The organism is Mucilaginibacter gotjawali (assembly GCF_002355435.1).
Taxonomy (GTDB): domain Bacteria; phylum Bacteroidota; class Bacteroidia; order Sphingobacteriales; family Sphingobacteriaceae; genus Mucilaginibacter; species Mucilaginibacter gotjawali.
The window spans coordinates 4,326,347-4,353,145 of record NZ_AP017313.1 but is presented as its reverse complement, the minus strand read 5'-3'; the positions used below and the strand labels follow the sequence as shown (position 1 = coordinate 4,353,145).

The following is a 26,799-nucleotide window of genomic DNA, read 5'->3' as shown; positions in this document are numbered from 1 at the left end:
GGAATCGCACAGCCCAAGCTTTAAAAGCTACTTCATTTTATCATTTTTCAATCGCTAAACACGTTTTATTTAATTATAATAGTTCAAAAATTCCTGCGGCGCCCTGGCCTGTGCCAACGCACATGGTTACCATGCCGTATTTTTTATCCCGTCGTTTCAGCTCATTAAAAAGCTGGACCGAGAGCTTCGCCCCGGTGCATCCCAGCGGGTGGCCCAATGAAATCGCTCCGCCGTTAACATTAATGATTTCAGGGTTGAGTTCCAGTCCTTTTATTACCGCAAGCGACTGGGAAGCAAATGCTTCGTTCAGCTCGATCAAATCCATGTCCTGTTGCTTCAGTCCTGCAGCTTTCAATACTTTTGGAATGGCTTCCAGCGGGCCGATACCCATTATGCGCGGGGGCACGCCGGCAACGGCGTAATTCACCAGCCGCGCTATGGGCCTCAGGTTGTTTTGTTTTAAAAACTTTTCGCTAACCACCATTACAAAAGCGGCACCATCGCTTGTTTGGGATGAATTTCCGGCTGTAACCACTCCTTTGGCATTAAACACAGGCTTCAGTTTGGCTAAAGCGTCCAGCGAAGTATCGGCACGCGGGCCTTCATCAGTATCTACCTTAAACTCTCTTTTTTTCTTTTTTCCGGCTTCATCTATATAAATTTCGGTAATGTTCACCGGCACAATTTCATCCTTAAATTTTCCTTCCTTTATAGCGCTGATGGCTTTTTGGTGCGAATTGAATGCAAACTGATCCTGCTCTTCGCGGCCGATATTGTATTCTTTTGCCACCGCTTCAGCAGTGAGGCCCATGCCCCAGTAATAATCAGGGTGTGCCAGGGCAACGTCAGCATTGGGTACTATCCGCCAGCCGCCCATGGGCAGCAGGCTCATGCTTTCCACACCGCCGGCAATAATGCAATCGGCAATACCGCTATGAATTTTAGCGGACGCTATGGCTATAGTTTCCAAACCCGAGGCACAATACCGGTTAACGGTCATCCCCGGAACTTTATCGGTATCCAAAGCCATTAAAGAGATCAACCTTGCCACATTAAGCCCCTGTTCAGCTTCGGGTGTCGCGTTGCCTACAATTACATCCTCTATCTGCTCCTTATCCACATTGGGTACGGTGGATAAAAGGTGTTTGATGACGTCGGCAGCAAGCGTATCCGGCCGGGTAAACCTGAAACCACCACGGGTGGCTTTACCGATAGCACTGCGGCTGGCTGCAACAATATATGCGTTCATTTATCTTGTTTTTTTCGGTTAAAAATTAGTTTCTAAGCACTTTGCCACCTGTAAGGATGGATTGAATGCGTTCCAGCGTTTTCTTTTCGGTGCATAGGGAAAGAAATGCTTCTCTTTCCAGGTCGAGCAGGTAGCTTTCGCTCACCAGCGACGGTTGCGATAAATCGCCGCCAGACAATACGTATCCCAGTTTTTGCGAGATCTTTACATCATGCTCGCTGATGTAATTGCCGCTGTACATGGTATTTGCACCAACATAAGCCAGGCCAAGGGCCTGTTTACCCAGCACTTTTATGTCAGTTCGCTGAACGGGTTGTGTATAGCCGTCTTCGGCCATTTGCAGGCAATGACGTTTGGCCTCGGCAAGCAGCCTGTTTTGCGAAACCACCACCACATCGCGGCCTTTTTTGAGGTAGCCAAATTCAAAGGCCTCATAAGCAGAGGTAGAGACTTTGGCCTGGCCGATGGTTAAAAAGCGCTCCCTGAAATTATTTACTTCGATATCACCATCCTGCAATTCGTCCGACAGGCGAAGAGCAAACTCTTTGGTGCCGCCGCCGCCGGGGATCAATCCCACCCCAAATTCAACCAAACCCATATACAGTTCAGCATGAGCGACTACTTTATCGGCATGGAGGCACATTTCGCATCCCCCGCCTAAAGCCATCTGGTGCGGCGCGGCTACTACCGGGATGGATGAATAGCGGATGCGCATCATCGTATTCTGGAATGCTTTGATCACCGCGTTCAGTTCATCAAACTCTTGTTCCACCGCCATCATAAATATCATCCCTACATTGGCTCCGGCGCTGAAGTTGGCGCCCTCGTTCGAGATCACCAGGCCTTTATAGCCGGCCTCGGCAAGTGTAATGGCTTTGTTAATGCCTTCAATCACTTCGCCGCCTATCGTATTCATCTTGGTGTGGAAAGCCAGGTTCAGGATGCCGTCACCGATATCGGTAATGGTGCTGCCGCTGTTTTTCCATACGGTATTTGTAGCAGTGATATTTTTTAGTAAAATGAAATCTTCTGTCCCCGGAATTACTTTGTAAGCCTTCGATGGAATATCATAATACATCCGTTTACCATTCTCGATCACATAAAAGCTTTTCGCTCCCGATTCAAGCATATCGTAAACCCATTTTGCAGGTTTATTGCTACTTGCTTCCATCTCCTTTACAGTATCTTCCACACCCAGGGCGTCCCATTTTTCAAACGGACCCATTTCCCAGCCGAAACCGGCATTCATGGCGGCATCTATTTTGTAAAGTTCATCCGCAATTTCGGGAATGCGTTTGCTCGAATAGGCAAAAAGCTGGTAGGAGGTAGCGCGGTAAAAATCACCCGCCTTATCTTTTGATGCAAATAATATTTTTAGCCTGTCCTTCAGGCTTTCAACGGTTTTAGTTGTCTCTAAAGCAGCGAATTTTACTTTTTGGGAGGGCTTGTAATCGAGCGATTTCAGGTCGAGCGCATAAAACTGGTTTACGCCATCCACCTTTTCCTTTTTATAAAAACCCTGCCCGGTTTTGCTTCCCAGCCAGTTATTGGTAAGCATCCGGTTTACAAAATCGGGGATTTCAAAAAGTTCGTTTGCTTCGTCATCCGGTGCATTTTTAAATAAACCGTTGGCAACATGCACCATCGTATCCAACCCTACCACATCGTTGGTGCGGAAGGTTGCCGATTTTGGGTGACCGATGACGGGGCCCGTCAGTTTATCCACTTCTTCAACAGTCAAGCCGGTTTTTTGTACGTAATGCAGCAGGCTCATGATGCTGAAAACGCCGATACGGTTACCAATAAATGCAGGGGTATCTTTAGCTAATACGGTGGTTTTGCCGAGGAACTTCTCGCCAAACTCCAGTAAAAAGTTCACCACACCGGGCGAAGTATCTTTTGTGGGGATGATCTCCAGCAACTTTAAATAGCGCGGCGGGTTAAAGAAATGGCTGCCGCAAAAGTTTTTCCTGAAATCTTCGCTGCGGCCCTCTGCCATTAAATGGATGGGGATGCCGGAGGTGTTGGATGTGATGAGCGTGCCCGGTTTCCTGAATTTTTCAACAGATTCAAATACGGTTTGTTTGATATCCAGGCGTTCAACCACTACTTCAATTGTCCAATCGCATTCAGCAATTTTGGGCATATCATCTTCAAAATTACCGGTGCTTATCCTTTTGGCGAATGATTTAAGATAGATGGGCGAGGGGTTTGATTTTAAGGCGAACTCCAGCGCATCATTCACAATTTTATTGCGGGCTTTTTTATCGCCTGCAGGGGCATCTTTTGGCACAATGTCCAATAAAAGAACCTGGACGCCAATATTTGCAAAGTGACAGGCGATGCGGCTACCCATAACACCTGAACCTAATACTGCTACTTTTTTATTACTCGTTGAGCACTCATTATACTATGCTTGTTTTATTTATACTGATTTATTCGACCCGCGACCAGGTGGTGGTGCGTCCAAAAAGCGAAATGCCGATATATCCCCGGATGGCGAGTGTTTTACCTTTATAAGTGATATTGCAGGCATAGGTCTTCCCGTTAAGCGGGTCGTAAATGGTACCGTCGGTATATTTAATATCTCCGTCTTTTACAAAATCGGACAAAACCTGTAAACCAAGGCGCGGCCTTGAGCGCAATTTGGGATCGGCATTTAACTCATCTACCTTTGGTTTACCATTTTTTAAGGGCTCTTTCAGCCAAATTACCTTGCCATAAAATTTACCGTTGGCGGCTTTAGTGATCAATATTTTGGCGCTTTTGATATCATTGTACCACTGCCCTTCAATCTGGTCTGTTTGGGCTTTCGCTACGGTTACGCAGCATACTGTGAGCAAAAAAATCACTAACAGGAAATGTTTTTTGTTAAATAACGACATCATTTTAGTGTTTAATAAAAAGTGAAAAAAATATCCTGCCGCGTTCTTTAAATCTTTTATATCATCAAAACATCAACGTTCATTTTATATTGCGGTGCAATTAAAACGAGGCAAACGCTTACTTATAAAAAAGTATTAGCAGATCAGGTAGAATAAAATAATTTAGTATTGGCTTATATTAACAAATATCCTTTTTACCGGCGAAAAACAAAGGGCTATATGGCGGAAACATTTGTCAAAATTTCGGAAATTAATTTTCACCGAGTTGCTTTACCAGGCTGATGTACTGCTCCATGGCATTTTCAGGGGGCGTTCCTTTTAATTTTAACCAGGCGTCGTATTTGGCTTTGGCTACAAAATCAAACATCCCCGGCGGGTTACCGGTGTTGATATCGCCTTCAGTGGCCTGTTTAAACAAGCTGTAGAGTTGCAATAAAGTTTCGTTATCGGGGCGGGCGGGCAGGGTTTTACTTGCCGCAACTGCGTTGTCAAATGCTTCTTTTAGTTCCATTGGTACAATGTTGATCTTTAAGATATAACGGGTTTATTGGGTTCTTCGATATAATCGTGACTTTTGGGGGCGTGCTTAAATAAATCAATTAGGTCAGGTGGCAGTATGGCAAGCTTTCGTTTTTCCATATCGATCCACGCGCCGTCAGCAACAATAATAGCCGCTTTTACGCCATCCCCGCGGTAAAGCTCCTGCCGCATTGACCAACGGGAACCATCAGGACGCGATTTTATAATTTCACAGGTTACTTTTATATGCTCATTGATGCCGATCTCGCGCAGGTAAATCAACTCTTCCCTGAATAGTACCGGCCCGACTTTGTGGCCATAAAGCACAGCCGGCGTTAAGCCCAGGTACTCCAGCAAGCCTAACCTGGCCTGTGCACCGAAATCACCGTAAGCAGTGTGCCGCATATGCTGGTTAGCATCTATCTGCGCCCATAATACTTGCCCTTCATAAAAAAAAGTCATGATTTTATTTATGTAGTTTGAATTTTTTAACTGCTTCGGTCAGCCTTGGCAAAACCTCCATGGCATCGCCAATAACGCCATAATTTGCTGCTTTAAAAAACGGTGCTTCAGGGTCGCGGTTGATGACCACAATTGTTTTGGAACCGTTTACGCCTGCCAGGTGCTGGATAGCGCCTGAAATGCCGACCGCAATGTACAGGTCGGGGCGGATAGTGCCGCCGGTTTGGCCCACATGCTCGTGATGGGGCCGCCAATCGGCGTCGGACACCGGGCGCGAGCAGGCGGTTGCCGCGCCCAGCTCTTTGGCTAAATCTTCAATCAGGTACCAGTTTTCGGGGCCTTTCATCCCACGTCCACCGGACACGACCAAAGCCGCATCTGAAAGCGATACTTCGCCGGTTACTTTACTTACTTCTTTTACTTTTATGCCGAAATCCTTATCGCCAAAATTTACCGGCAATTTTTCAATGGTGGCTTTACCCTCTGTTTTGGCGACTGGGAAAGTATTGGGCATTAGCATGATCACCTTTGTATCGCTGGTGATATTTACATAAGCAAACGCTTTACCGGAGTAAACTGCTTTTTTTATCAGAAAACCCTTCTCCATATCGGGGTAGGTGAGCGCGCCTGCTACCAGGCCCGCCTTTAATTTTACGGCTACCCGTGGCGCAACTGCCCTGCCGTTGATATCATTCAGGGCGACAATTATTTTCGCGTCTTCTTTTTCAATGGCTGTTAACAGGGCTGTTGTGTAGGCGCGGGGATGTAGTTCATCCAGCCGGTTATCATCAACATGCAATACTTTTTGTGCGCCATATGCTCCCAGTTTTTCAATTTCAGCGTCAGCAATAGTGCCAAGGATCACCGCAGTTACGGTAGCGCCGGTTTTTTGGGCTATGCCCGAGGCATACTGAACCGCTTCGAAATTTTTCTTTTTGATGACCCCGCCATCATGTTCAACAAAAACAATTACAGACATTTTTTTCAATTATTTAAATACTCTATATAATTATCATTTTTAGATTTTAACACGGAGATACGCAGAGGAGGCACAAAGAGCGCTGAGCATTAATAGTTTTCAATTTTTTTTCTTTGTGTTCTTTGTGCCTTCTTCGTGTTAAAAACATCGCCTTATAAATAAGCTGTTTTAAAGAAACATCAGTCGCTATTCAACTCTTCAATATTTAAGGATCAAATTACTTTGGCCTCGGTATGCAACAGTTCTACCAGTTGATCCATGTCAGCAGGATCAACTAATTTTACACCTGCTTTGGCGGGCGGAAGTTCGTACGACAAAATAGAGGTAACAGGTTCAATAGCTGCAGGTGTTATCACGTTCAGCGGCCGGGTGCGCGCGGCCATAATGCCCCGCATATTAGGTATCCGGGCCTCTGCAACCCCTTTTTGACAGGAGATCACCAGAGGGAAATTACAGGTGTCGGTTTCTTCGCCGCCTTCAATCTCTCTTTTTACGATAGCTGTATTTCCTTCCGTTTTAATTTCGGTGGCAAAGCCGATGTAATCCATGTCGAGCAATTCAGCCAGCATGGAACCAACGGTGCCGTTGTTATAATCTATTGATTCCTTTCCGCAAAGAATCAGGTCGTAATTCTCGCTTTTGGCATAATCTGCGATATAAACTGCGGTTAAATAAGGGTCATTACTATCAGCATCTATCCTGATGGCCTTATCGCCGCCCAGGGCCAGTGCTTTCCGGATAACCGGTTCAGTATTGGCCTTACCTACGGTTACCAGGTCGATTTCGCCGGCGATGCCGGTTTCCTTTAATTCGATAGCGCGGATAAGCCCGTACCATTCGTCATACGGGTTGATGATGTAGGTAACCCCGTTGCTTTCAACGGCGGTATTGTTGTCTCTCAAAACAGCTTTTGTACTGGTATCCGGCACCTGGCTGATGCACACTAATATCTTCATTTAAGATGTGGTTTTAGTATCGCTTTGTGCTCTTTGTGAAAATCCTTGTGCCCTTTGTGGTTATTTTTTACCACTAAGAACACAAAGGAGGCACGAAGTTCACAAAGAACTGGTTATTTGATTTTTAGGTTTTGCAGCTATTTAAAAACAGTATTTGTTTTCAGCGATTAGTTTTGCGGCGATATTCCGGCGTGCCTGGGTGGTATTCAGGTCATCAGTTTTGGTATAGCGTTTCAGTCCCATCATCATCATCCGTTTTTCATCACCTTCGGCAAATGAGTTTAAGGCTTCTTTACCCGACCGGGCTATTTTTTCGGCCGCATCGTTGATGTAAACCCGCATCATATCAAGTTGTTCTTTGCAGCTTTCTTCACCGCGCAGGCCAACCAGCTTTTCAACCCTTAACTGCAGCGATTCGCTTACATAAAGCTCGATGAGCATATCGGCAAGGTTCATCAAAACTTCCTGTTCTTTAGCCAACTGGGTCATCAGTTTTTGAACAGCCGCACCTGCAACCATCAAAATGGCTTTTTTGAAATTGGCGATGTATTTTTTCTCTTTTGTAAACAAGCCTTCTTCGCCGCCGGCGCTGAAATCAGGGATACTCATCAGTTCGCCCGCTACTTTTTGGGCAGGACCCATCAGGTCGAGCTCGCCTTTCATGGCGCGTTTCAGCATCATATCCACAGTCAGCATCCGGTTGATCTCGTTAGTGCCTTCAAAAATCCGGTTGATCCTCGAGTCGCGGTAAGCCCTTTCCATAGGCGCTTCGGCGCTGTATCCCATACCGCCGTAGATCTGTACGCCTTCGTCAACTACATAGTCGAGTACTTCGGACGCATGTACTTTGATGATGGCCGCTTCAATGGCAAACTGTTCAGTGCCTTTTAATTTTGCTTTTATTTCATCAAGACCTGATTCGATCAGCATGTCGGTCGCTTCTTCCATGTTTTGGCTGGCGCGATAAACTGCAGATTCCGCAGCATAAGTTAAGATGGCCTGCTGGGCAAGTTTATGCCGTATAGCGCCGTATTTTGAAATGGCCCTGCCAAACTGCTCGCGTTCATTGGCATACTTTACCGCCATGCCGATGACTTCTTTACTTGCGCCCACGGTGCCACCGCCCAATTTCATACGGCCTATATTCAGGATATTAACCGCTATTTTAAACCCATTCTGGCGTTCGGACAGCAGGTTTTCTACCGGTACTTTGCAATCGTTAAAAAATACCTGGCGGGTCGAGCTGCCTTTTATGCCCATTTTATGTTCTTCGGTATTCAGGCTGAGCCCTTCAAAATCTTTTTCAACAATAAAAGCACTCAGGTTTTCATCATTGTCAATTTTTGCAAATACGGTAAATACATCAGCAAAGCCGGCATTGGTGATCCACATTTTTTGCCCGGTAATGAGGTAATGTTTGCCATCCTCCGTAAGCTTTGCCCTTGCTTTTCCGGAATTGGCATCGGAGCCTGAGCCGGGTTCAGTAAGGCAATAGGCGCCCTTCCATTCGCCGCTGGCCAGTTTGGGAATATATTTTTGTTTTTGAGCGTCGTTACCATAGTATAATATCGGCAATGTGCCGATGCCTGAATGTGCAGAAAAGGCTACAGAAAAAGAGTTACCGGCACCCAGTTTCTCAGTCACCAGCATCGAGGTCTTAAAATCTTTCCCGAAACCACCGTATTCTTCGGGGACGGAGATTCCTAACAACCCCAAAGCGCCCGCTTCATCCATCAAATGCGGCATTAAGCCTTCCTCCTGAGCGTCGATCCTGTTTAAGTTAGGCGTAACATGTTGTGCGAGAAAATTGTTGCAGGTTTCAGCGATCATTAATTGCTCTTCATTCCATTCCTCAGGAATAAAAATACTTTCGGCGGCTGTTTCCCTGATCAAAAACTCACCACCTTTAATGGCTTTAACATTTTCAACGTCGTTCATGGTTGTATCTTTTAATTTTTAAGTGTCCGAATTAAAACCGTTGTTATATTGCCCAACCGCAGCAGCTAAAAAATAAATAACATCAATCCTAAAATTGTTTGCAATTCAATAAATCAGGCACAGCGCTATAGGGGCGTTTTTTAAGTTTTTATAATTATTGTAAAATTAGAGCCGTAGCTAAACCAATGAAAGGGCTGCAATACGGAGATATTAGTCAAAAAGTCGGAAGAAAGAAAAGTGACTGTAAATAATGCGCCAGCGCAGAAGTAAAATAGGAAACAATTGATTATCAGTAAATTACAGCGGTATTGACAAAAAAGTTAATTTGATACGAATTGATTATCAGCTACTTAGCGAAGTATGATAATTTGATAAAATATGAAACATGCTGATAATGAGTGTGTTTCATAGCGTTCCATGGTGTTCCGCGCGTAAAAAAATGGAACGGTGGAACGCTGGCATCAAGTATTAATAAAAACTGAGCATATTAATAAGAAGAAACCAAACGATAGTCGGATGGCGACATGCCGGTATGTTTTTTAAAATACTTGCCGAAGGACGATTGATCGGGAAAGTGGATATTCTCGGCTACGCGCGCGATGCTTATCTGGTGATTGCGTAGCAATACCTTTGCTTCCAGCACTACAGCATCGTCAATCCATTCACCGGCAGTCCGGCCGGTTACCTCCTTAATGGTTTCTGTTAAATGTTTAGGCGATACAAAAAGGGCATCAGCATAATATTGCACATTCCGGTGTTCCTTATAATGATGGAATACCAGTTCCTGGAACAATACGTTCAGCTCCTGTTTGCGGGTTTGTTTGCCTTTAATAATAAGGTGTTGTTTTTCGTAAATAAAGGCCACCTCGTACAAAAGCATGGTGAGAATGCTTCGTGATATTTCGACGCGGTAGGGATGGTCCTCCCGCTCTAAAATTTGTTTTATCTGCAGGTAAATATCCAATAACACGGCCGCGTCTGCATGTTCGGGATAAATTACAGGGATAGAAGCACTTTTAAAATAGCTGAATGATTCCAAAAAGTGGCTGTTAACATTGTTTTCGGTTAAAAACGCTTTTGAAAAAACAATAAACCTGCACAAAAAATCTTCGCTGCTGTTATAGATCCTTAAAACATGAAATGGGGTAGCCAAAAGCATTGCGTCGGGCCTGGCTTCGTAATTCTGAAGGTTTACTTCAACGCGGGCATGTCCGCGTGTGCAAATACCAATGATGTAACCGTCAGACCGGTAAGGAAATTCACTTAAGCTTAACAACTGCTTTTCATCGGTGATGAAAAAATCAGGTCCTGCTAATTTATCTGCGTATAAGTCAGCAAATTTTGATAAGCTTAAACGGGCGACTCTTTTACTCATTTATGATAAAAATAAAATATTCTGTTGTTTTTCAATAACGGAATAAACCCCGTTAATAATTAATTTTTTTAACTGATAAGGCGTAAATCTGTTTTCTCCGACTTTTTGACTAATATCTCCGCATTATAGCCCTTTTTTTCTTTTAAATCCAACCTAATTTTATTTTTTGCTTTTGCTGGTTTTGGATCCTGCAAATTGCACATTATAAACCATTCAATATTTTATTTTTATGAAGAAATATCTACTATTAGTGCTTGCACTAATGCCTGTTTTGGTGTTTGCCCAAGGTTTCCAGGTGAACCTGGAAGGCGAGAAGCAAATTGGTATGGGACATACCGGCACCGGAACCTTACAGGACGGCGCTTCGGTGTTTTTTAACCCGGGTGCAGTGGCCATGCTGCCCGAAAATTATGTGCAAGCCGGCATTAGTCCGCTGGTTTTTATGTCGGAGTTTAACCCTTCAAATTCAAACGCCACTTTCCGCACAGCAAATAAAATTGCCACGCCATTTACCTTTTATGGCGTTTGGGGGCCAAAAAATTCGTTCTGGAAATTTGGTTTGGGTATTTATACACCCTTTGGCGGTTTAACTGACTGGGGCGATAGCTGGCAGGGAAAATATGCGCTCGAAAGCCTCGACCTGAAAACCATCTTTTTTCAGCCTACACTAAGTGTTAAGCTAACAGATTACCTGAGCATAGGCGCCGGCTTTGTTTATAACCACGCCGATATCGACCTTCACCAGGCTATTCCTATTTCAAATTCGGCAGGCGCCGACGGACAGGGCCATTTAAGCGGTACCGGCAAAGGCTACGGCTGGAATGCTGGTATATTCTTCAAAACCCTTTCAGGTGTAACTATTGGTCTTTCGCACCGAAGTGGTGTTTCTACCAGCTTTAACGGTAACGCCATGTTTTCGGTGGCGCCATCGGTACAGGGCAATTTCCCTTCGCCTAATACATTTACGTCAAAAGTGCCGTTGCCATCAACCAACTCAGTAGGTATCGGGTTATATCCTTCACCAAACTGGACCATCGCCATTGACGCTAACGAGGTAAACTGGGACGTGTTTAAAAACCTGTCATTTACTTACGCGCAGAAATCGTCAACGATAAACACTACCGTTCTTCCGCAAAATTACGAGCAGGCATATACCTTACGTGCAGGTGCCGAATACAGGGGGTGTCCAAAATTGGCTTTGCGCTTTGGCGGAGGTTACGCCACTGCTGCAGCACCTGCTGATTTTGTTTCACCGCAGGTGCCTGACGCTAACCGCGTTTATTTTACTGGCGGTATAGGCTACAAGATAGCCAGTCACCTTAATGTGGATGCATCATTTGAATTTGAACACCTGTTGGCCAGGCAAACCACCAATGCCTATACCCAATTGTCGGGTACCTATGAGACTAATGTATATATTCCGGGTATCTCACTTTCTTATCACTGGTAATCATTAATATTTAAGCAGATGAAATTTTTAAAACAACACTACTATATAATCGCAGGCTTATTATTAATAACCGCCTGCAAGCCCGATATCAAAACCCCGAAGCCAACAAACGGGGCGGCTGATTTTTCGAGGTATATCTCTATTGGTAATTCACTTACGGCAGGTTATGCTGATGGCGGCCTTTATTTGGCCGGACAGATGAATTCATATCCTTCAATCGTAGCCAAACAAATGCAAACTGTTGGCGGCGGCGTATTTAACCAGCCATTGTTCAACAGCGACCAGGCCAATGGCTCCGGTTACCTGCAATTAGCAGGGTTCAGCGCTGCTGGATCTCCTAATCTGACTCCTGTTACGTCGAACCTCGCTGTTAGGGGGCAGATCGCTGTTCCCGGATTTGGAAATGTAACTTTATATACCAAATACACCGGCGACATTGAAAACTACGGCGTACCCGGTATTAAATTACTGCAGATCACCTATGCTCCCTATGGCAACCTGAATGGTTTTTATGAAAGGCTACTGCCCCAGGATGCACCTAATAATACCATGCCTTACCTCGCATTTATTACCGCCAAGCCGTTTACCTTCTTTTCAAACTGGTTAGGTAATAATGATGCACTTGCTTATGCAACTTCTGGCGGCGCAGGCGATGTATTAACAGACCCAAATACTTTTGCAGCCCTTGATAATTTGCTTATCGGAACTTTAACAGCCAAGGGCGCTAAAGGCGTTGTGGCTACCGTTCCGGATGTTACTTCCATCCCTTATTTTAACACGGTTACGGTTGGCGCTATTGTTGCAGGCGTGCAACAGGCAAATCCGTCAGTAAAAGGTATTTATATCAACGCTTTGGTTTCCGGCACAACTTATGCGCCAAGGCTTGCTACAGCAAGCGACCTGATCGTTCTCACCTTTCCAACAAGTAAGATCGGTACCCCTGTAACTACGCCCTTCGGGCCGCTGCCTTACGGTTTAACGCCTTATACACCGGTTGATAACCAATATGTACTGGATGAAAATGAAGTTGCCTTAACACGCAATCATGTTATTGCCTTTAACAGCACCATTAAATCTGTGGCTGCGGCACATGGCCTTGCTGTATTTGATGCGTATACATTCCTTAATAATGTTAAACAGTACGGGCTGGTTGTTGATGGCGTAGGCTTTAACTCAGGCTATATCAGCGGCGGTATTTTCTCGTTAGACGGTGTGCATCTTACCCCGCGCGGGTATGCCATTGTCGCCAACCAGTTTATTGACGCGATCAACGCTAAATACGGTTCAAATATCCCCGAAACCAACGTTGCCGCTTACCCTGGCGTTAAGTTCCCGTAGGGTAAAGTCCATGGTCAATAGTCCATGGTACATAGTAAGAAATAGCACACGAGAAGCTCCGGATAAAACTCCCGGGGCTTCTTGCGTTTTGTGTCTTTTATGCTGTTCTCCCTGAATACCGTTTCCCCAAAAAACCTTCACGATTTAAACCCGAAATCTTTGTAATAAACACAATCGTATGTCGTATTTTTAATAAAGCAAATGGAAATCGCAAATAAAACGGATGCTACCCCTGCCAGCCTGTTTGCCGGCCAGGATGCCCGGCCATCGTACTGGCTTACGCGTTTTGTGATCCTACGTTTGCTGGGTTTGGTGTATGTACTCGCTTTCCTGGTTGCGGTTAATCAGATTGTCCCTCTGGTTGGCCAAAATGGCTTGCTTCCTGCAGGTATTTACATCAAGTACCTTGGCATTGCCTATGGCTCAGCCGGTGCGGGTTTTGTGCGGTTGCCTACGATTTTTTGGTTCTGGCATTCGGATACGGCGCTGCTAACCGTAGCCTGGTTGGGCCTGGTGCTTAGTTTGGTGGTGTTGGCAGGCTATGCCAATGCCCCGCTGCTTACGTTGCTGTGGTTTTTGTATATGTCTATCGTACATGCCGGGCAAGACTGGTATAGCTATGGCTGGGAGATCCAGCTTACTGAAACCGGCTTCCTGGCTATTTTTTTATGCCCGTTGCTTGACATGCGGCCCTTCCCCAAACGCCCGCCACCGTTCCCCGTTATTGTTTTATTCCGCTGGTTGGTTTTTCGTATCATGCTGGGTGCCGGGCTCATCAAATACCGGGGTGACAAGGTCTGGCGCGACGGCACGGCTCTTTATTATTACTTCCAGACACAGCCCATCCCCGGCCCCTTAAGCCGCTGGTTCCATTTTTTACCGCGTGCGCTGCTCAAGGCAGGCGTTTGGTTTAACTGGCTTGCCGAACTTATGGCGCCGTGGTTTGTTTGGTGGCCCAGGCCGGGCCGGCATATCGCCGGGGTGGTTATCGTCTTATTTCAGCTAACGCTCATCATCAGCGGCAACCTCTCGTTTTTAAACTGGCTTACCATTATCCCGGCGCTGGCTTGTTTTGATGATGGTTTCTGGGCAAAACTGTTGCCCCGGATACTGGTCCGAAAGGCAGCTGCCGCAGCTGAAACCGCTGAAGAATCGAGCCCCATGCTTACCACGTCGTGGATCGTCGCAGGGATTGTCGCGTTGCTCAGCATCCAGCCGGTGTTAAATATGCTGTCGCCGGGCCAAGTGATGAACAGCTCTTTCGACCCGCTCGACCTGGTAAATACCTACGGCGCCTTCGGCTCGGTAGGGCAGGAGCGCTACAACGTAGTTTTTGAAGGCACTACAGATGATACCACAGGCGGCAAAGCCCAATGGAAACCTTACGTTTATAAATACCTGCCCACGCTGCCGGACAAGGCGCCGCCGCAAATAGCGCCTTACCAGCCGCACCTCGACTGGCAGATGTGGTTTGCCGCCATGGGCACGGCCGGGCAGTACCCCTGGACCTATAACCTGGTATATAAACTCCTGCACAACGACCCAGGTGCGGTAAGCCTGTTTGCCGGCAATCCGTTCCCCAACCGGCCGCCCCGGTTTATCCGGGCAGTATTATACCGCTATCAATTTGCAAAACCCGGCAGTCCGAAAGGAATATATTGGACAATGGAAAGGCTTGGGGATTGGATCCCGGTAGTATCTAAGGATGATTCGCGCTTGCTGAAGTTTTTGCGGAGTGAGGAGTGGGTGAAATGAGCGGGCAACAGCCTGAAAATAAAACGAGACCGGTTTGAATTAGACAGTTTGGTCATATGCTCATCATAAAAATGCCCCCTGCCGCTTTGATACGCTCCTGTCCCCGTCAAGGGGGAACTCATTGTGCAATGCAATTAAAAAACTCGGAGCCGTATGATTCCCCTGCGATGCAAATCGTGACCCCGGCATTTCGCCAACTCCTTATAGCTATCTGAAACATTAACACCCCATACTGGTTTAGTCAGTATTGAATTTCATTAAGCTAATATTTATTCAAACTGTGCACTTTATCCCAGCTAATAAAAAATCCCCGGTATTCAAATTACTGCTATTATTGATACTGTTTTGCACGCCATGGCTGGCATACAGCCAGGTAACCGTGCCGGCGGATTCCCTTAAATCTGATTCACCAGGCAATAAAGGCCAAAAGATTCAGCCTGCTATTTACAATTTCAACAGGCAATATGATTTTGGCGATTTGCTGCGCAATGTGTTACACCCCCAAAAAAAGGCCGATTCGCTGCGAAAAAGTTCGGGCATCACCATTGTGCCCAACGTCGCCGCCAACCCGACTATAGGCGCCCAGTTGGGCATCAAAGCGGTGGCGGGCCGCAAATTAGGTAGCGATCCAAATACCCTCATGTCCATAGCAGCAACATCGGCCTCTATCACCACAAAGGGCATCATTTATTTTTATGTTAACCATAATATTTTTACACCCGGCAATAAATGGAATATCCAGGGCAACCTCGTCGTTTCAAAAACAGTTACACCCGACGAAGGCTTCGGAATAGGGAACGCGCGCGCCGGGGGAACCGCCGCTCAACAGGTACTGGCCGACCCATCGCATAAGACTTACGCCATCCATTCGCTGTATTTCAATTTCAGGGAAAAGGTTTATAAAGAAGTGGCCAAACACCTGTTCCTCGGCGCCGGGGCGTCATTCGAGGTGAGGCGCAGCATTAAGGTGGCCGATACGGTTAACAACGGCACGCCGTTAAGCGTTTATGACAATAAATACGGCTTCCCGAAAGACCATTACGCTGCCGATGGTTTCCTGTTCAACCTGGAGTACATTACGCGCGATAACCCCAACCGCGCTTATAAAGGCATTTATTTTGATGCCGGCATCAGGATGAACCAAACCTGGATAGGCAGCACTAAAAACTCCATGCAGCTGACCACCGACTTTCGCAAATATTTCAGTTTATCGGCCGCCAGTCCTGAAACAGTGCTGGCCTTTTGGAACTGGGGCTCCTACCTGCTTAACGGCGCCATCCCTTACCTCGAGCTGCCCGGCACCAGCCGCGATGGTACTTTCCGAAGCGGCCGTGGCTATACAGGCCAGTATTTTAAAGGCACAGAATATAACGATACCGAAGCCGAATTTCGCTTTCCTATCCTGGCAAATAAATTTATCAGCGGCGTAGCATTTGCCAATTTGCAATCCGGTAACGATGAGCAGGGCACCCGGCTCTTCCAGGTATTTCAGCCAGGCTATGGCGCCGGCTTAAGGCTGTTGTTTAACAAAACTACCCGTACCAACCTTGCTTTGGATTATGCGTTCGGCAAATTTGGCAACAGGGGATTCTTTTTAAATTTGAATGAAACGTTTTAGGTCAGTATACTTGTGGTCAGCTTATCTTAGGACAAGGCAATAAAAGCTGCCCATGGCCATGGCCAGTAACTACTGCTGTGACCAGAAAAAAATTTATTCTTTATCGTATTGTTTTTTTGAGTAATACGTTCTAATATATTGGCACAGAAAACTAAAAAGTCCGGCGCAATATTTTGTTTTTAATTACTACCTTATTTTATTTAATTTAAATATTATTTAATTTTAAAGCTGTATGAAATACGCCATAAAAATAACTTTACTGGTTTCACTCCTGATGATAACCATAAGTGCACAATGTCAAACCAGGAAAGTGTTTGCACATTATATGCTGAACATCGGCACCAGGGATAATAGTTCAGTTGAGGGGTTTAAACAGGACGTAAAAGAGGCGATTGCTGGCGGCGTTGATGGATTTGCTGTGAATTTAGCAGGCTGGCCGCCACGATACCAGCAAAACATGAAGAACCTTGTTCAGGCCATAAATGAAATTGATGCTGATTTTGTATTTTTCTTTTCGTTTGATAAAGTGGTACACATGCCGGATTCCGTTATTATTAAAGTTATAAAGCAATATTGTAATAATAAAAATTATTTCAGGTATAACGGCCGGTTTTTCCTGTCAGCCTGGGATCCGCAGGGATCAGCAGAAGATTGGAAATTTAATGTTTTATTGCCGCTTAAAAAAGCAGGTTATGATATTTATTTTGTTCCTTATTTTGCTCCTAACAGGAAAGAAATGCCAACTTATGATGAAGATTTGAGCAGCGTTGATCGTTGGAAAAATACGATCAATGGCTATTTTCGTTTCGGGCCCGCCGGTTCTCCTTCCTATGGCAGTTCCAGTACTTCGATTTTGAAAAGCGGTGAAGAGATCTCAAAGGCATGTCACCAAAACGGGTTAACCTATATGGCGCAAGTTAGTCCCCTTGTATTTCAATCAAAAAAAATTCCAAACGGTCGGCCGCCAAGATATTATGACTATCCGGGAGGCGAGGGCATAATTGCACAGTGGAAATCGATTATTGATGTTCAAAGGCCCGAATGGGTTGAACTGGTAACCTGGAATGATTGGGATGAAAGTACTTATTTTAGTCCGATGCTCAATATTGAAAAATACTCAATACATGTAAGGCACCAGGAAAATGGATTTTATAAATCACACGCAGGTTATGCAGCGCTTAATAAATATTACATAGATTGGTATAAATCAGGTAGGCAGCCCGCCATTCAAAATGACAGGATATTTTATTTTTACAGAACCCACCCCAACAATGCAGTTGCGCCTAACGATTCAATAGGTAAAAGTTTGGTAAAGAATGGTGATATTAAAGATAATTTGTATGTCACAGTTATGCTTACCACACCTGCTGATTTGGTGATCGAAACAGGTGGTACAGAAAAAGTTTTTCATGTTAAACAAGGAATTTCAAATATCGAGTTTCCTTTTAAACCCGGAGCGCAGCGATTTAAATTGACACGCAATGGGACGGTAATAATGCAGGGAAGCGGAGAAGATATCGTTACTCATATCAACACCTATGATATGAATTACAATTCCGGGGTTATTCAATAGATGTAACCAATATGCCTGCAGTTTACAACCGAATATCGCTGTAAATCAATACCGTAGAACAGTTTACGAATAAATACCATATTTATGCTTTTAAGGATGCCATTAACACATGCTTACCCCCCTCGAAATTTATCGGCAAAGTCACCATATTAATTGTTGTGAGCCTGTTTACGAGTTGCAATGAAATTATTGGCAGTGAATGGAGCAGGGTAGTTGATTTTCAATATACCGGCAACGGCGATTCCATCTATACTATTTTATACGGCAAAGTTTTTGAGATAAACAAGATTGATAATATTGGCGACACTATCCCGGTTTCGGGGGCAGCCATTAAAGCCGAACAGAATGGTACGGTTGTTAAAACTGATTTAAAAGGATCGTTTTCAATAGAGCCCGGAAAAGGTACATTCACCTTAACGATAGCTAAACCAGGTTATCAAACGCTGCAGATGACGAATTATATTTCCGACCCGGATCGCGTTTCAAATACCGCCATTGTTTTAGTTAAGGGGTCAGGCATTAATCGCTTTGAAATTCCTGCGCCAGCGGCCAGATAAAATGCCTTCAAAATTCCTGCTGATTTTTTGAAGCTGAAAGCATGGGCCTTTGCTTTTGCCAGCCAAACACCTAAACAAATTTTGGAAATCCCTTTTTAATCGGTATTCTCGCAGCTGCTCAAAACCCTTCAGCAATATGGAAATAAGCCCGGCAGCGATCCTTAAAACAAAACCACATTTCGAGATTCTTGACGGCCTGCGGGGCGTGGCGGCCATCTCGGTAGTATGTTTTCATTTTATGGAAATAGTCTATTCCGACTATAGCAAAAATTTCATAGGCCATGGATTTTTAGCCGTCGATTTTTTCTTCTGCCTCTCCGGTTTTGTGATCGGTTACGCATATGATGACCGCATCGGAAAAATGGGCGTTGTTGAATTTTTCAAATTACGTCTCATCCGGTTGCACCCACTGGTGCTGTCGGGTTCTGTATTAGGCTTGCTTGCCTTCCTGTTCGATCCCTTTGGCGGCCACCCCGGGTTGTACAGTGCCGGTAAAATTGTACTCATTTTCCTATGTTCAATCCTGATGATCCCTTTTGGGGGGATGGCTGATCGTGGTTTCAATTTATTCGGGATTAACCCGCCTGCCTGGTCGCTTTTTTGGGAGTATGCGGCCAATATTATTTACGCCTTTGTATTGCGCCGCCTTAGCCGCGGCTGGCTGCTGGTGCTGTTGGTGCCGGCGGCGGCAGGGGTTTGCATGGTTTGTTTTCGCGCGGGCGATTTAATGGGCGGCTGGAGCATGACAAACTTCTGGGATGGCGGCGCCCGCATCGCTTACTCTTTTATAGCCGGCTTGCTCGTCTTCCGCTCAAAGTGGATAGTTAAAAACCGGCTGGGTTTTACCGGTATTGCAGTGTTGCTTTTTTTGGCATTTATAATGCCTTACGGCAAATGGAACCGGGTTACCGAGCCCTTAGCGGTATTGCTGTTTTTTCCGCTGGTGGTAGCCCTGGGCGCCGGTGCAACATTGAGCAAAGGGCTCAAAAAACGCTGCGTGTTTGCGGGAAAGCTCTCCTATCCTTTATACATGACACACTATGCGGCCATGTTTATGTTCAATAATTATTTAATCACCCACAAGCCATCGGCAGGATGGTTGTTTTTGATCATACCCACGGGGATGCTCGTGCTGGTGTTGATTTCCTGGGGGATAATGGTGCTGTATGATATCCCTTTGCGGCAATACCTTACCCGTTTGCATAAACAACACCTGCCGGGAGCAGGCGGGGCATAAAAAAGCCCCGGAACTATGAAAAACCGGGGCCATTTTAATTGATGACAGTATCTCAGGCTTTTTCTGCAGTGATTTTGGTTACTTCAATAGTGTCGCCGGTAACAACACCGTCAACGGCTACGTCCTGGCCGGCAAATTTTAAAACTGTCTTTTGGTTGGATATTTTATAAACCTTGTCGCCCACAACCAAAACGGCGGAGGCGCCATTTTTAAGGCATTTTTTGACGCAGGCAACACGCGAAGTAGCAGGAGACATTTGCGATTTGCTTGCCGCACATGTCGAATCTTCGATAACACCCTTCAAATGAACACCGTCAGTCCCTGAGGCAAACGATACGCTGAAGGCTAAAACAATGGCGAGAGATAATAAATACTTTTTCATGATTTTAAGTGGTTTTATAAGATGGTAGTCAAATATAACTAAATTAAAGTAACAGGTTCCAAATAATTTGTTTGATATAATTCACTAACGTACTGCAGATAGCCTCGAAACGAATACCAGCTGTATCACAAGGATGCTGGTATACACCGGCAGGGACGTTAGTGAAATTAATCCCTGCGGCCCGGAATGGTTGTCGTACCGGTAATAAGGTACACTTTATATCGCCGATTTATTGAAAAACTGCGTTATACTTTATTAACTCTTGTGTATTTTGCGAAGGGCATCGAAAAACTAATCAAATTTAAATAATGGCTGTTTCCGTAAAAAAATATTTGCTGTTGTTGCTGTTAATCAACATATGCGCTGCTGTTTTCGCTCAGGATAACATGCGCAACGTCAGGAGCGGGTTTTTAAGTCCGCCGGCGTCTGCCAGGCCGGGTGTATACTGGTATTTTATGGATGGCAACATGAACAAAAAATCCGTTACCGCCGACCTTGAATCCATGAAAAAGGCCGGGATCGGGAATGTGATTTTCCTGGAGGTGAATGTGGGGTTGCCTGTAGGCCCTGTTGATTTTTTAAGCGCACAATGGCAGGATATTTTTAAACACGCTGTGCAGGAAAGCAAACGCCTTGGGATTGAGATAACGCTGGGCATAGGCCCGGGCTGGACAGGGAGCGGCGGCCCGTGGGTGCCCGCTGATCAATCCATGCAGGATTTGGTTGCTGCATCGCTTACCGTTACCGGCGGCCAAAAACAAAACATAAAACTGCCGCTGCCCTTGCCAAAGGAACCCTATTTTGGGCAGGGGGTATTTACACCAGAATTAAAAAAGCAATGGCTTGATTTTTATAAAGATGTTGCCGTATTAGCCTACCCCACACCATCGGGCGATAGCAAAATAAAGGATATTGATGAAAAAGCACTCTACTACAGGGCGCCGTACTCGTCGGTTAACGGGGTTAAGCAATTTTTGCCGTCGCCGGTAAAATTTGATGGAGTTCCGAAAGGGGCGGTTATTGCACAAAAAAATATCATTGATATAACCAGCAAGCTGCAAAAAGACGGAACACTCGATTGGGATGTACCACCGGGTAACTGGACCATTGTGCGGTTTGTAAGCCGCAACAACGGCGCCATCACCCGCCCGGCGCCGGTAACCGGCCTGGGTTTTGAATCGGATAAGTTTGATACCGTGGCATTAAATGCTCACCTGGAAAATTACATTGGCCGTTTATTAAAAAGGATCGGCAAACCCGACCCACGCCTGGCCGGTGGCCTGAAACGCCTGCATATGGACAGCTGGGAAATGGGCTCGCAAAACTGGACGGGCCACTTTCGCCATGAGTTTATTAAAAGGCGGGGCTACGATCCGCTGCCATTTTATCCGGTATATGCCGGTAACGTAGTGGAAAGCCCGGAGATAAGTGAACGTTTTTTATGGGACCTGCGCCAAACCGCACAGGAACTTGTTTTGGAATACCATGCCGGGCAGGTAAAAAAATATGCCCATAAAAATGGCCTGGGTTTATCCATCGAGCCCTACGACATGAACCCAACTGCCGATCTTGAATTGGGCGCCGTCGCTGATTTGGCGATGTGCGAGTTTTGGAGCAAGGGATATGGTTATAATTCATCTTTCAGTTGTATCGAGGCAACTTCTATTGCGCATGTCAACGGGCAGCGGATCATGCCTTCTGAGTCATTCACTGCCCAGAATGATGAAGGCTGGCGGCAATACCCCGGCGCAATGAAAAACCAGGGCGACTGGGCCTTCGCCACGGGTATCAACAGGTTTGTTTTTCACACCTTTATCAACCAGGTATTAAATGACACGCTACGGCCAGGGATGACGATGGGCCCTTACGGCGTGCACTGGGACAGGGGGCAAACCTGGTGGCCAATGGCCTCAGGGTACCATCACTATATTTCGCGATGCCAGTATATTTTGCAACAGGGCAGGGCAGTAGCAGACGTACTGTATTTAACCCCGGAAGGCGCGCCGCATGTTTTTAGGCCGCCATCCTCAGCATTAACGGGTAACGATACCATCCCCGACAGAAGGGGCTATAATTTTGATGGTTGCGCGCCGGGTCAGTTGTACAGAGCCAGCGTAAAAAACGGGCTGATTGTATTTCCGGGCGGGGCCAGTTATCACCTGCTGGTGTTGCCTGCGGTAAAAACCATGACACCGGCGTTGTTGTCAAAGATTCTTGCGCTGGTAAAGGCCGGGGCAACAGTGGCAGGTTCGCCGCCATTTCGTTCGCCCGGTTTAACCGGTTACCCGGCATGTGACGCGCAGGTACAGGCGCTGGCCAAAATACTTTGGGGGCAACCCGGCGGGGCTGAAACGATCACCACACGCCGTTATGGGTTGGGCAGGATTATTTTTGGCGGCGAATTGGATAAACAGATCAATGACCTCTATCCTGAATACGAACTGACTGCGGGGATTTTAAAGCAGATGCATGTTCTTACGGATTTCGGGTCTGATAAGCCTGTGCGGTACACACATCGCACCTCGCCGGGATGGGATATCTATTTTGTTGCAAATAAAACCAGTGATCCCGAAAAAACAGAGGCTGTTTTTCGCAGCGTTAAGGGCGCGCCCGAACTTTGGGACCCCATCACCGGCGAAACAAGAAAGCTGCCGCAGTTTAAGGTGAAAGGATCGCAAACCACCATTCCGCTTCAATTTGACGCCTATCAAAGCTATTTTATAGTATTCCATTCGGGCGGCGCTGCAAAACCATCGGCAAATAAAGATAACTTCCCGGTGTTAAATAAAATTGAAACTCTAAACGGCTCGTGGCAGGTATCATTTGATCCGAAAAAAGGCGGCCCGGCAAAAACAACATTTAACGAACTTGCCGACTGGACAAAAAGCCCCGTGGAAGGGGTTAAATATTATTCGGGCATAGCCGTGTACAGAAAGGATTTTACCCTGCCGGGCAACGTTTCCATAACACATGGAAAGATCTACCTTGACCTTGGCGACATCAAAAACCTGGCCCGCGTAAAACTGAATGGTAAGGACCTTGGCGTTATTTGGACCGCTCCATGGCATGTCGATATCAGCAGCGCATTAAAGCATGGGAACAACCAATTGGAAATAGAAGTGGCCAATTTATGGGTAAACAGGCTGATAGGGGATGAGAAATTACCCGATGATGGTATCAAAGACGATAAATGGCCCGATTGGTTAATTAAGGGCCTGCCGCGACCTTCGGGCAGGATCACCTTTTCAAGTTTTCATCCTTACAACCAAAATTCACCCTTATTTAAATCAGGATTGATGGGGCCGGTTACTTTACAGCAAAGTTCGTTCTGATCAATCCTTAGAGGCTCAAAAGTATTTAGTATAAAACACAACCGAATTTAATTTGTCATTGTGCTCTTTGTGAAAACTTTGTGTACCTGGTGGTTATTTTTTTACCACAATGGACACTAATATTTCACTAAGGCCACGAAGAGTTGATTGCGGCAAACTATTATTTGGTTTTGACCGTTATTTTCCAACTTTTTAGACAGCCTCCTTTTTCACCAGGTAGCGTTTGGCAAGCCAGTTGCGTACCGGCACATCATAAAATTTAAGGCATGCCCAGGCAAGTGTAATACTGCAGATCATCAGTAAAAATCCAACCAAAAGCCCGTAAGCACCCAATTGTATTTTGTTGTTGACCACCCATGCTGTATAAAGATAAATGAGCGGGTAATGAGTGATATAAAGCGGGTACGAGATGTCTCCCAGGAACTTGCATGTTTTAGCGGCGCGTGCCCCTATGATTTTACCGCCGGCCCCAATAGAAACGATCAGCGGGAAAATGAGAATAATGACCACTGATTCGTAAATACCATTCATCCACAAATGGTCCGTACCGCCAATTCTCGGAATCGCCAGTACAGCAACAATCATCAGGCTGCAAACGGTAAACGCCCCTTTAATATGGATCAGCTTGCCTGCGCGGCAAAGCAATACGCCAGCGAAAAAGGGATAAAGCAAACGGGCGAAACCAACATGAAGCTGGGTTTTATCAATACTCCAGCCGCCGATCACATCGCCCTGCGGACCCATTATCAAATACTGCACAAGGAAAATAGCGCACAGGATAACAAATATAGTCAACAGTGTTTTGGAGAATTTGCGGATGAATAAAGCGTACAGAATATTGGCGATATATTCAAAAAACAGCGACCAGGCCGGGCCGTTAAGGGGGTGCATTTCTGTCCAGCCGCGGATGTCCATCGAAACCGGCAGCGGGATCAGCGTACAGCCCACCAGCATCACCAAAAGCATTTCCCAAACGGGCGTTCCCGCAATATTCGGGAACACAGGGCTAATCCCGAAATAAAAAAGCGCAGCGCCAATCAGCGAGCCCATCACTACCATGGGCTGCAAACGGATCAGGCGTCGCTTATAAAAGTCCCACTGGCCCATTTTACCCCAGCGGTCGTCATAGGCATAGGCTACCACAAATCCCGACAGGAGAAAAAAGAAATCTACCGCCAGGTAGCCATGATTGATCACCTGGATAAAGCGGTTACCGCCGGTAAAAGTTTCCATCACATGGAAAGCGATCACCAAAACAGAGGCTACGCCGCGTAGTCCGTCAAGGATCTCGTAATGTTTTTTTGAATCAGGCAATACAGCAGTTGTACTCATTGAGCAGTATGATAAATATAATTGGAAAAAGGCATTTGTTTTGGTTGATAATCCGTGTTTGCCAGGGGAGCCGAACACGACCCGAAAAATCGTTTTTATTTATCGTAAAAGCAAATGGATTATTTGAATAAAATATACCCCAGCTCAGGGTAAACACGTAAAAATAAATTTGTTAAACAGGCTGGTGATCGGAGGCTCCGATGGAGCCTTCTGTTCCGCTTCGAAAGATTCTATAAACAGGCGACTCCTAACGGAGTTAAATTGTTTTGATAAATAAATGCTTGGCTCCAGCGGAGCCGCGTGTTTATAGTATAACAGAAAATGTGATGGGCTCTGTTAAGAGCCGCCTCAATTAAGACGGTTTTGGAGTAACAATGCCCGAATGAAATGAATGTGTATGCCCTGCCCCGCAGACCGGCATCATATCAAACGCAAACTTCCATCAAACTAAATTCACTTTTTGGCGAATCGCAAACCGGGCAGCAATATTCGGCGAGGGTTTCAAATTCAATTCCCTTATCAACGCAATTAACATCATCTCCGTAAGCTTTATCGTACCTGGTGTGGCAGTTATTGCATTGATAAATTCCTTCAAGCGCGTTTGTTACGTCAGCTTCCTCGTTATGGAAATCTTGCGTGGCAGCAACCTGCCGGCTTTGGGTTTTATAAAATATATTACATAACGAGATCAGGGTAGGGGCCACGATATCAGCTTTTACCTTTTCCGAATAAGTGATATAGTCTTTTGAGTTAGGGTTAAAATCCCGCGTATGAAAGATATCAAACAAATTGTCCCCGGTTTTTTTGATGATGATAGATCCGGGTAAACCTGTTTTAGGCTGGGTTTTAATGGCAAAGCAAAGCTGATAGGTACGCAGGTCGGCTTCCTCAAATTCGCGCACCAGCTGTTTTTTTAATGCCAGGCCTTCGTCGCAAATGTCCTCTACCTGCCAGTTTAATTCGTTGGCGGCGTGCCTTACGTTCAACTGGTATTTGCTCAAAAGCAGCCCCCATTCGTTGCGTTCAGCAGGGTCAATCCCCTTAATAATGATTGATTTCCACGGCGTTGTATACAACTGCCCGATGCGGGTTTTTAAACATAATAAGCAAACGTCCTTTAAAAACTCCAGCGGATAAAGTTCATTGCGGCGATAAACACCCAGCCAGTAACGGTTGTTGTACTTATTAAATCCCTCGTAATAAGGCAGCTGGAACGCAGGCAATTTAAGCGCTGACGTTATGGGCTGAAGCGTAGCATTGGCCTTTTTTGCAAGTAGCTTAAAAAACAGCTGCTCATCAGTTTGTTCCTGGTCAAAAAAAAGTTTTTTGTTGGTCAGGATAAGATCTTCGGCAGTTTTGGCCAATGAGGAAATATCGTCAGAATAAACCAGCGAAGGAAAGCAAAAATGTTTCCCTGATTTTAGAAAACGGATATAAAAAAACCAGTAATTACTAATATCCGACGTAATAAAATTAAAGTTCCCGCTAAAAAAAGGGACAAAGGTTTGCTGGTTATCAACCAGGTTTACTTTTAACCGGGGCTGGTAATCAAAGCTATCCAAAATATCCTTATACAAGCCTTCGCGCAACCAGCCTTCCTGGTTAAAAATGGTATCGCCCACATAGGAACTGATGATATTTGGCCGGGCGTCGCAGTCAATTTCAAAACGTATTTCCGTTTTAAGCATTTCCGTTTCCAGGTCCTCCAAATGGTCTTCATGTATCGTAAAATACAGCTGCTGCCGGTTACCAAAGCGGATATTACTGGCACCGGCTTTTTCGGCGATCAGCAACATCTCGTAAAAATCGCCCGCAGAAACCAGGCCGCCCGGAAGGTTTATTTTGATCAGATGCTCCATGCG

At 45.6% G+C, this 26,799-nt stretch carries 19 protein-coding genes and 1 pseudogene; 8 read left to right on the top strand and 12 right to left on the bottom strand.

The window, feature by feature from the left end:
- Positions 1-73 precede the first annotated feature (73 nt).
- The 9 genes and pseudogenes from MgSA37_RS19130 to MgSA37_RS19090 all read right to left on the bottom strand — a co-directional run bounded on the left by MgSA37_RS19130 (position 74) and on the right by MgSA37_RS19090 (position 10,363).
- Positions 74-1,249, bottom strand: coding sequence for an acetyl-CoA C-acyltransferase (locus MgSA37_RS19130; protein ID WP_096354176.1), 1,176 nt, complete (start codon positions 1,247-1,249; stop codon positions 74-76).
- Between the two features lie 25 nt (positions 1,250-1,274).
- Positions 1,275-3,635, bottom strand: a pseudogene (locus MgSA37_RS19125) (3-hydroxyacyl-CoA dehydrogenase NAD-binding domain-containing protein); the annotation flags it as partial.
- A 49-nt stretch (positions 3,636-3,684) separates the two neighbouring features.
- Positions 3,685-4,137: a DUF2147 domain-containing protein gene (locus tag MgSA37_RS19120; RefSeq protein WP_232010683.1), complete on the bottom strand. Its 453-nt coding sequence runs from the start codon at positions 4,135-4,137 to the stop codon at positions 3,685-3,687.
- A gap of 247 nt (positions 4,138-4,384) precedes the next feature.
- Entirely contained in the window at positions 4,385-4,645 is a 261-nt protein-coding gene (locus MgSA37_RS19115) for an acyl-CoA-binding protein (RefSeq protein WP_096354172.1), read from the bottom strand.
- A 17-nt stretch (positions 4,646-4,662) separates the two neighbouring features.
- Positions 4,663-5,115 carry an acyl-CoA thioesterase gene (locus tag MgSA37_RS19110; protein WP_096354171.1) on the bottom strand — a complete coding sequence of 151 codons (453 nt, stop codon included), beginning with the start codon at positions 5,113-5,115 and terminating at the stop codon, positions 4,663-4,665.
- A gap of 4 nt (positions 5,116-5,119) precedes the next feature.
- Complete coding sequence (locus MgSA37_RS19105; RefSeq protein ID WP_096354169.1) at positions 5,120-6,094, bottom strand: electron transfer flavoprotein subunit alpha/FixB family protein; 975 nt, start codon at positions 6,092-6,094, stop codon at positions 5,120-5,122.
- Positions 6,095-6,306: 212 nt separating this feature from the next.
- Positions 6,307-7,050 (bottom strand): electron transfer flavoprotein subunit beta/FixA family protein, encoded by a 744-nt coding sequence (locus MgSA37_RS19100; RefSeq protein ID WP_096354167.1) that lies wholly within the window; start codon positions 7,048-7,050, stop codon positions 6,307-6,309.
- A gap of 141 nt (positions 7,051-7,191) precedes the next feature.
- Positions 7,192-8,988 carry an acyl-CoA dehydrogenase family protein gene (locus MgSA37_RS19095; protein WP_096354166.1) on the bottom strand — a complete coding sequence of 599 codons (1,797 nt, stop codon included), beginning with the start codon at positions 8,986-8,988 and terminating at the stop codon, positions 7,192-7,194.
- Positions 8,989-9,475: 487 nt separating this feature from the next.
- Positions 9,476-10,363 carry a helix-turn-helix domain-containing protein gene (locus MgSA37_RS19090; protein WP_096354164.1) on the bottom strand — a complete coding sequence of 296 codons (888 nt, stop codon included), beginning with the start codon at positions 10,361-10,363 and terminating at the stop codon, positions 9,476-9,478.
- A gap of 229 nt (positions 10,364-10,592) precedes the next feature.
- On the opposite strand from MgSA37_RS19090, the gene MgSA37_RS19085 reads away from it, so the two are divergent.
- From MgSA37_RS19085 to MgSA37_RS19055, 7 genes are all read left to right on the top strand, one after another.
- Positions 10,593-11,813: an OmpP1/FadL family transporter gene (locus tag MgSA37_RS19085; protein ID WP_096354163.1), complete on the top strand. Its 1,221-nt coding sequence runs from the start codon at positions 10,593-10,595 to the stop codon at positions 11,811-11,813.
- An 18-nt stretch (positions 11,814-11,831) separates the two neighbouring features.
- A complete protein-coding gene (locus MgSA37_RS19080) occupies positions 11,832-13,151 on the top strand; it encodes an SGNH/GDSL hydrolase family protein (protein ID WP_096354161.1) in 1,320 nt (439 codons plus the stop codon).
- A 201-nt stretch (positions 13,152-13,352) separates the two neighbouring features.
- Complete coding sequence (locus MgSA37_RS19075; protein ID WP_096354160.1) at positions 13,353-14,906, top strand: lipase maturation factor family protein; 1,554 nt, start codon at positions 13,353-13,355, stop codon at positions 14,904-14,906.
- A gap of 280 nt (positions 14,907-15,186) precedes the next feature.
- Positions 15,187-16,524 carry a BamA/TamA family outer membrane protein gene (locus MgSA37_RS19070; protein WP_232010682.1) on the top strand — a complete coding sequence of 446 codons (1,338 nt, stop codon included), beginning with the start codon at positions 15,187-15,189 and terminating at the stop codon, positions 16,522-16,524.
- Positions 16,525-16,756: 232 nt separating this feature from the next.
- On the top strand, positions 16,757-18,097 hold the full coding sequence (locus tag MgSA37_RS19065; protein WP_096354158.1) for an endo-1,3-alpha-glucanase family glycosylhydrolase: 1,341 nt from the start codon (positions 16,757-16,759) through the stop codon (positions 18,095-18,097).
- Positions 18,098-18,255: 158 nt separating this feature from the next.
- The gene (locus MgSA37_RS19060) at positions 18,256-18,654 is read left to right on the top strand and encodes a peptidase associated/transthyretin-like domain-containing protein (protein WP_096354157.1); all 399 of its coding nucleotides are present in this window, start codon (positions 18,256-18,258) and stop codon (positions 18,652-18,654) included.
- Between the two features lie 136 nt (positions 18,655-18,790).
- Complete coding sequence (locus MgSA37_RS19055) at positions 18,791-19,891, top strand: acyltransferase family protein (RefSeq protein WP_096357593.1); 1,101 nt, start codon at positions 18,791-18,793, stop codon at positions 19,889-19,891.
- A 52-nt stretch (positions 19,892-19,943) separates the two neighbouring features.
- Here MgSA37_RS19055 and MgSA37_RS19050 read toward each other — a convergent pair whose 3' ends face one another.
- Positions 19,944-20,273, bottom strand: coding sequence for a hypothetical protein (locus tag MgSA37_RS19050; RefSeq protein ID WP_096354155.1), 330 nt, complete (start codon positions 20,271-20,273; stop codon positions 19,944-19,946).
- A gap of 308 nt (positions 20,274-20,581) precedes the next feature.
- Between MgSA37_RS19050 and MgSA37_RS19045 the strand changes: the two genes are divergently transcribed.
- Positions 20,582-23,605 carry a glycosyl hydrolase gene (locus tag MgSA37_RS19045; protein WP_096354154.1) on the top strand — a complete coding sequence of 1,008 codons (3,024 nt, stop codon included), beginning with the start codon at positions 20,582-20,584 and terminating at the stop codon, positions 23,603-23,605.
- 192 nt (positions 23,606-23,797) lie between these two features.
- Here the strand turns inward: MgSA37_RS19045 and MgSA37_RS19040 are convergent, their stop codons facing one another.
- Together MgSA37_RS19040 and MgSA37_RS19035 are read right to left on the bottom strand one after the other, a co-directional pair.
- Positions 23,798-24,937, bottom strand: a complete 1,140-nt coding sequence (locus MgSA37_RS19040; protein ID WP_096354152.1) for an acyltransferase family protein — start codon at positions 24,935-24,937, stop codon at positions 23,798-23,800.
- A gap of 425 nt (positions 24,938-25,362) precedes the next feature.
- The gene (locus tag MgSA37_RS19035) at positions 25,363-26,796 is read right to left on the bottom strand and encodes a rubredoxin domain-containing protein (RefSeq protein ID WP_157750644.1); all 1,434 of its coding nucleotides are present in this window, start codon (positions 26,794-26,796) and stop codon (positions 25,363-25,365) included.
- Positions 26,797-26,799: the final 3 nt, after the last annotated feature.

What these genes read in the sequence shown, in the direction of transcription:
- MgSA37_RS19130 (WP_096354176.1), bottom strand. Translation starts at nt 1,249, where the DNA reads ATGAACGCATATATTGTTGCAGCCAGCCGCAGTGCTATCGGTAAAGCC.
- MgSA37_RS19120 (WP_232010683.1), bottom strand. Translation starts at nt 4,137, where the DNA reads ATGATGTCGTTATTTAACAAAAAACATTTCCTGTTAGTGATTTTTTTG.
- MgSA37_RS19115 (WP_096354172.1), bottom strand. Translation starts at nt 4,645, where the DNA reads ATGGAACTAAAAGAAGCATTTGACAACGCAGTTGCGGCAAGTAAAACC.
- MgSA37_RS19110 (WP_096354171.1), bottom strand. Translation starts at nt 5,115, where the DNA reads ATGACTTTTTTTTATGAAGGGCAAGTATTATGGGCGCAGATAGATGCT.
- MgSA37_RS19105 (WP_096354169.1), bottom strand. Translation starts at nt 6,094, where the DNA reads ATGTCTGTAATTGTTTTTGTTGAACATGATGGCGGGGTCATCAAAAAG.
- MgSA37_RS19100 (WP_096354167.1), bottom strand. Translation starts at nt 7,050, where the DNA reads ATGAAGATATTAGTGTGCATCAGCCAGGTGCCGGATACCAGTACAAAA.
- MgSA37_RS19095 (WP_096354166.1), bottom strand. Translation starts at nt 8,988, where the DNA reads ATGAACGACGTTGAAAATGTTAAAGCCATTAAAGGTGGTGAGTTTTTG.
- MgSA37_RS19090 (WP_096354164.1), bottom strand. Translation starts at nt 10,363, where the DNA reads ATGAGTAAAAGAGTCGCCCGTTTAAGCTTATCAAAATTTGCTGACTTA.
- MgSA37_RS19085 (WP_096354163.1), top strand. Translation starts at nt 10,593, where the DNA reads ATGAAGAAATATCTACTATTAGTGCTTGCACTAATGCCTGTTTTGGTG.
- MgSA37_RS19080 (WP_096354161.1), top strand. Translation starts at nt 11,832, where the DNA reads ATGAAATTTTTAAAACAACACTACTATATAATCGCAGGCTTATTATTA.
- MgSA37_RS19075 (WP_096354160.1), top strand. Translation starts at nt 13,353, where the DNA reads ATGGAAATCGCAAATAAAACGGATGCTACCCCTGCCAGCCTGTTTGCC.
- MgSA37_RS19065 (WP_096354158.1), top strand. Translation starts at nt 16,757, where the DNA reads ATGAAATACGCCATAAAAATAACTTTACTGGTTTCACTCCTGATGATA.
- MgSA37_RS19055 (WP_096357593.1), top strand. Translation starts at nt 18,791, where the DNA reads ATGGAAATAAGCCCGGCAGCGATCCTTAAAACAAAACCACATTTCGAG.
- MgSA37_RS19050 (WP_096354155.1), bottom strand. Translation starts at nt 20,273, where the DNA reads ATGAAAAAGTATTTATTATCTCTCGCCATTGTTTTAGCCTTCAGCGTA.
- MgSA37_RS19045 (WP_096354154.1), top strand. Translation starts at nt 20,582, where the DNA reads ATGGCTGTTTCCGTAAAAAAATATTTGCTGTTGTTGCTGTTAATCAAC.
- MgSA37_RS19040 (WP_096354152.1), bottom strand. Translation starts at nt 24,937, where the DNA reads ATGAGTACAACTGCTGTATTGCCTGATTCAAAAAAACATTACGAGATC.
- MgSA37_RS19035 (WP_157750644.1), bottom strand. Translation starts at nt 26,796, where the DNA reads ATGGAGCATCTGATCAAAATAAACCTTCCGGGCGGCCTGGTTTCTGCG.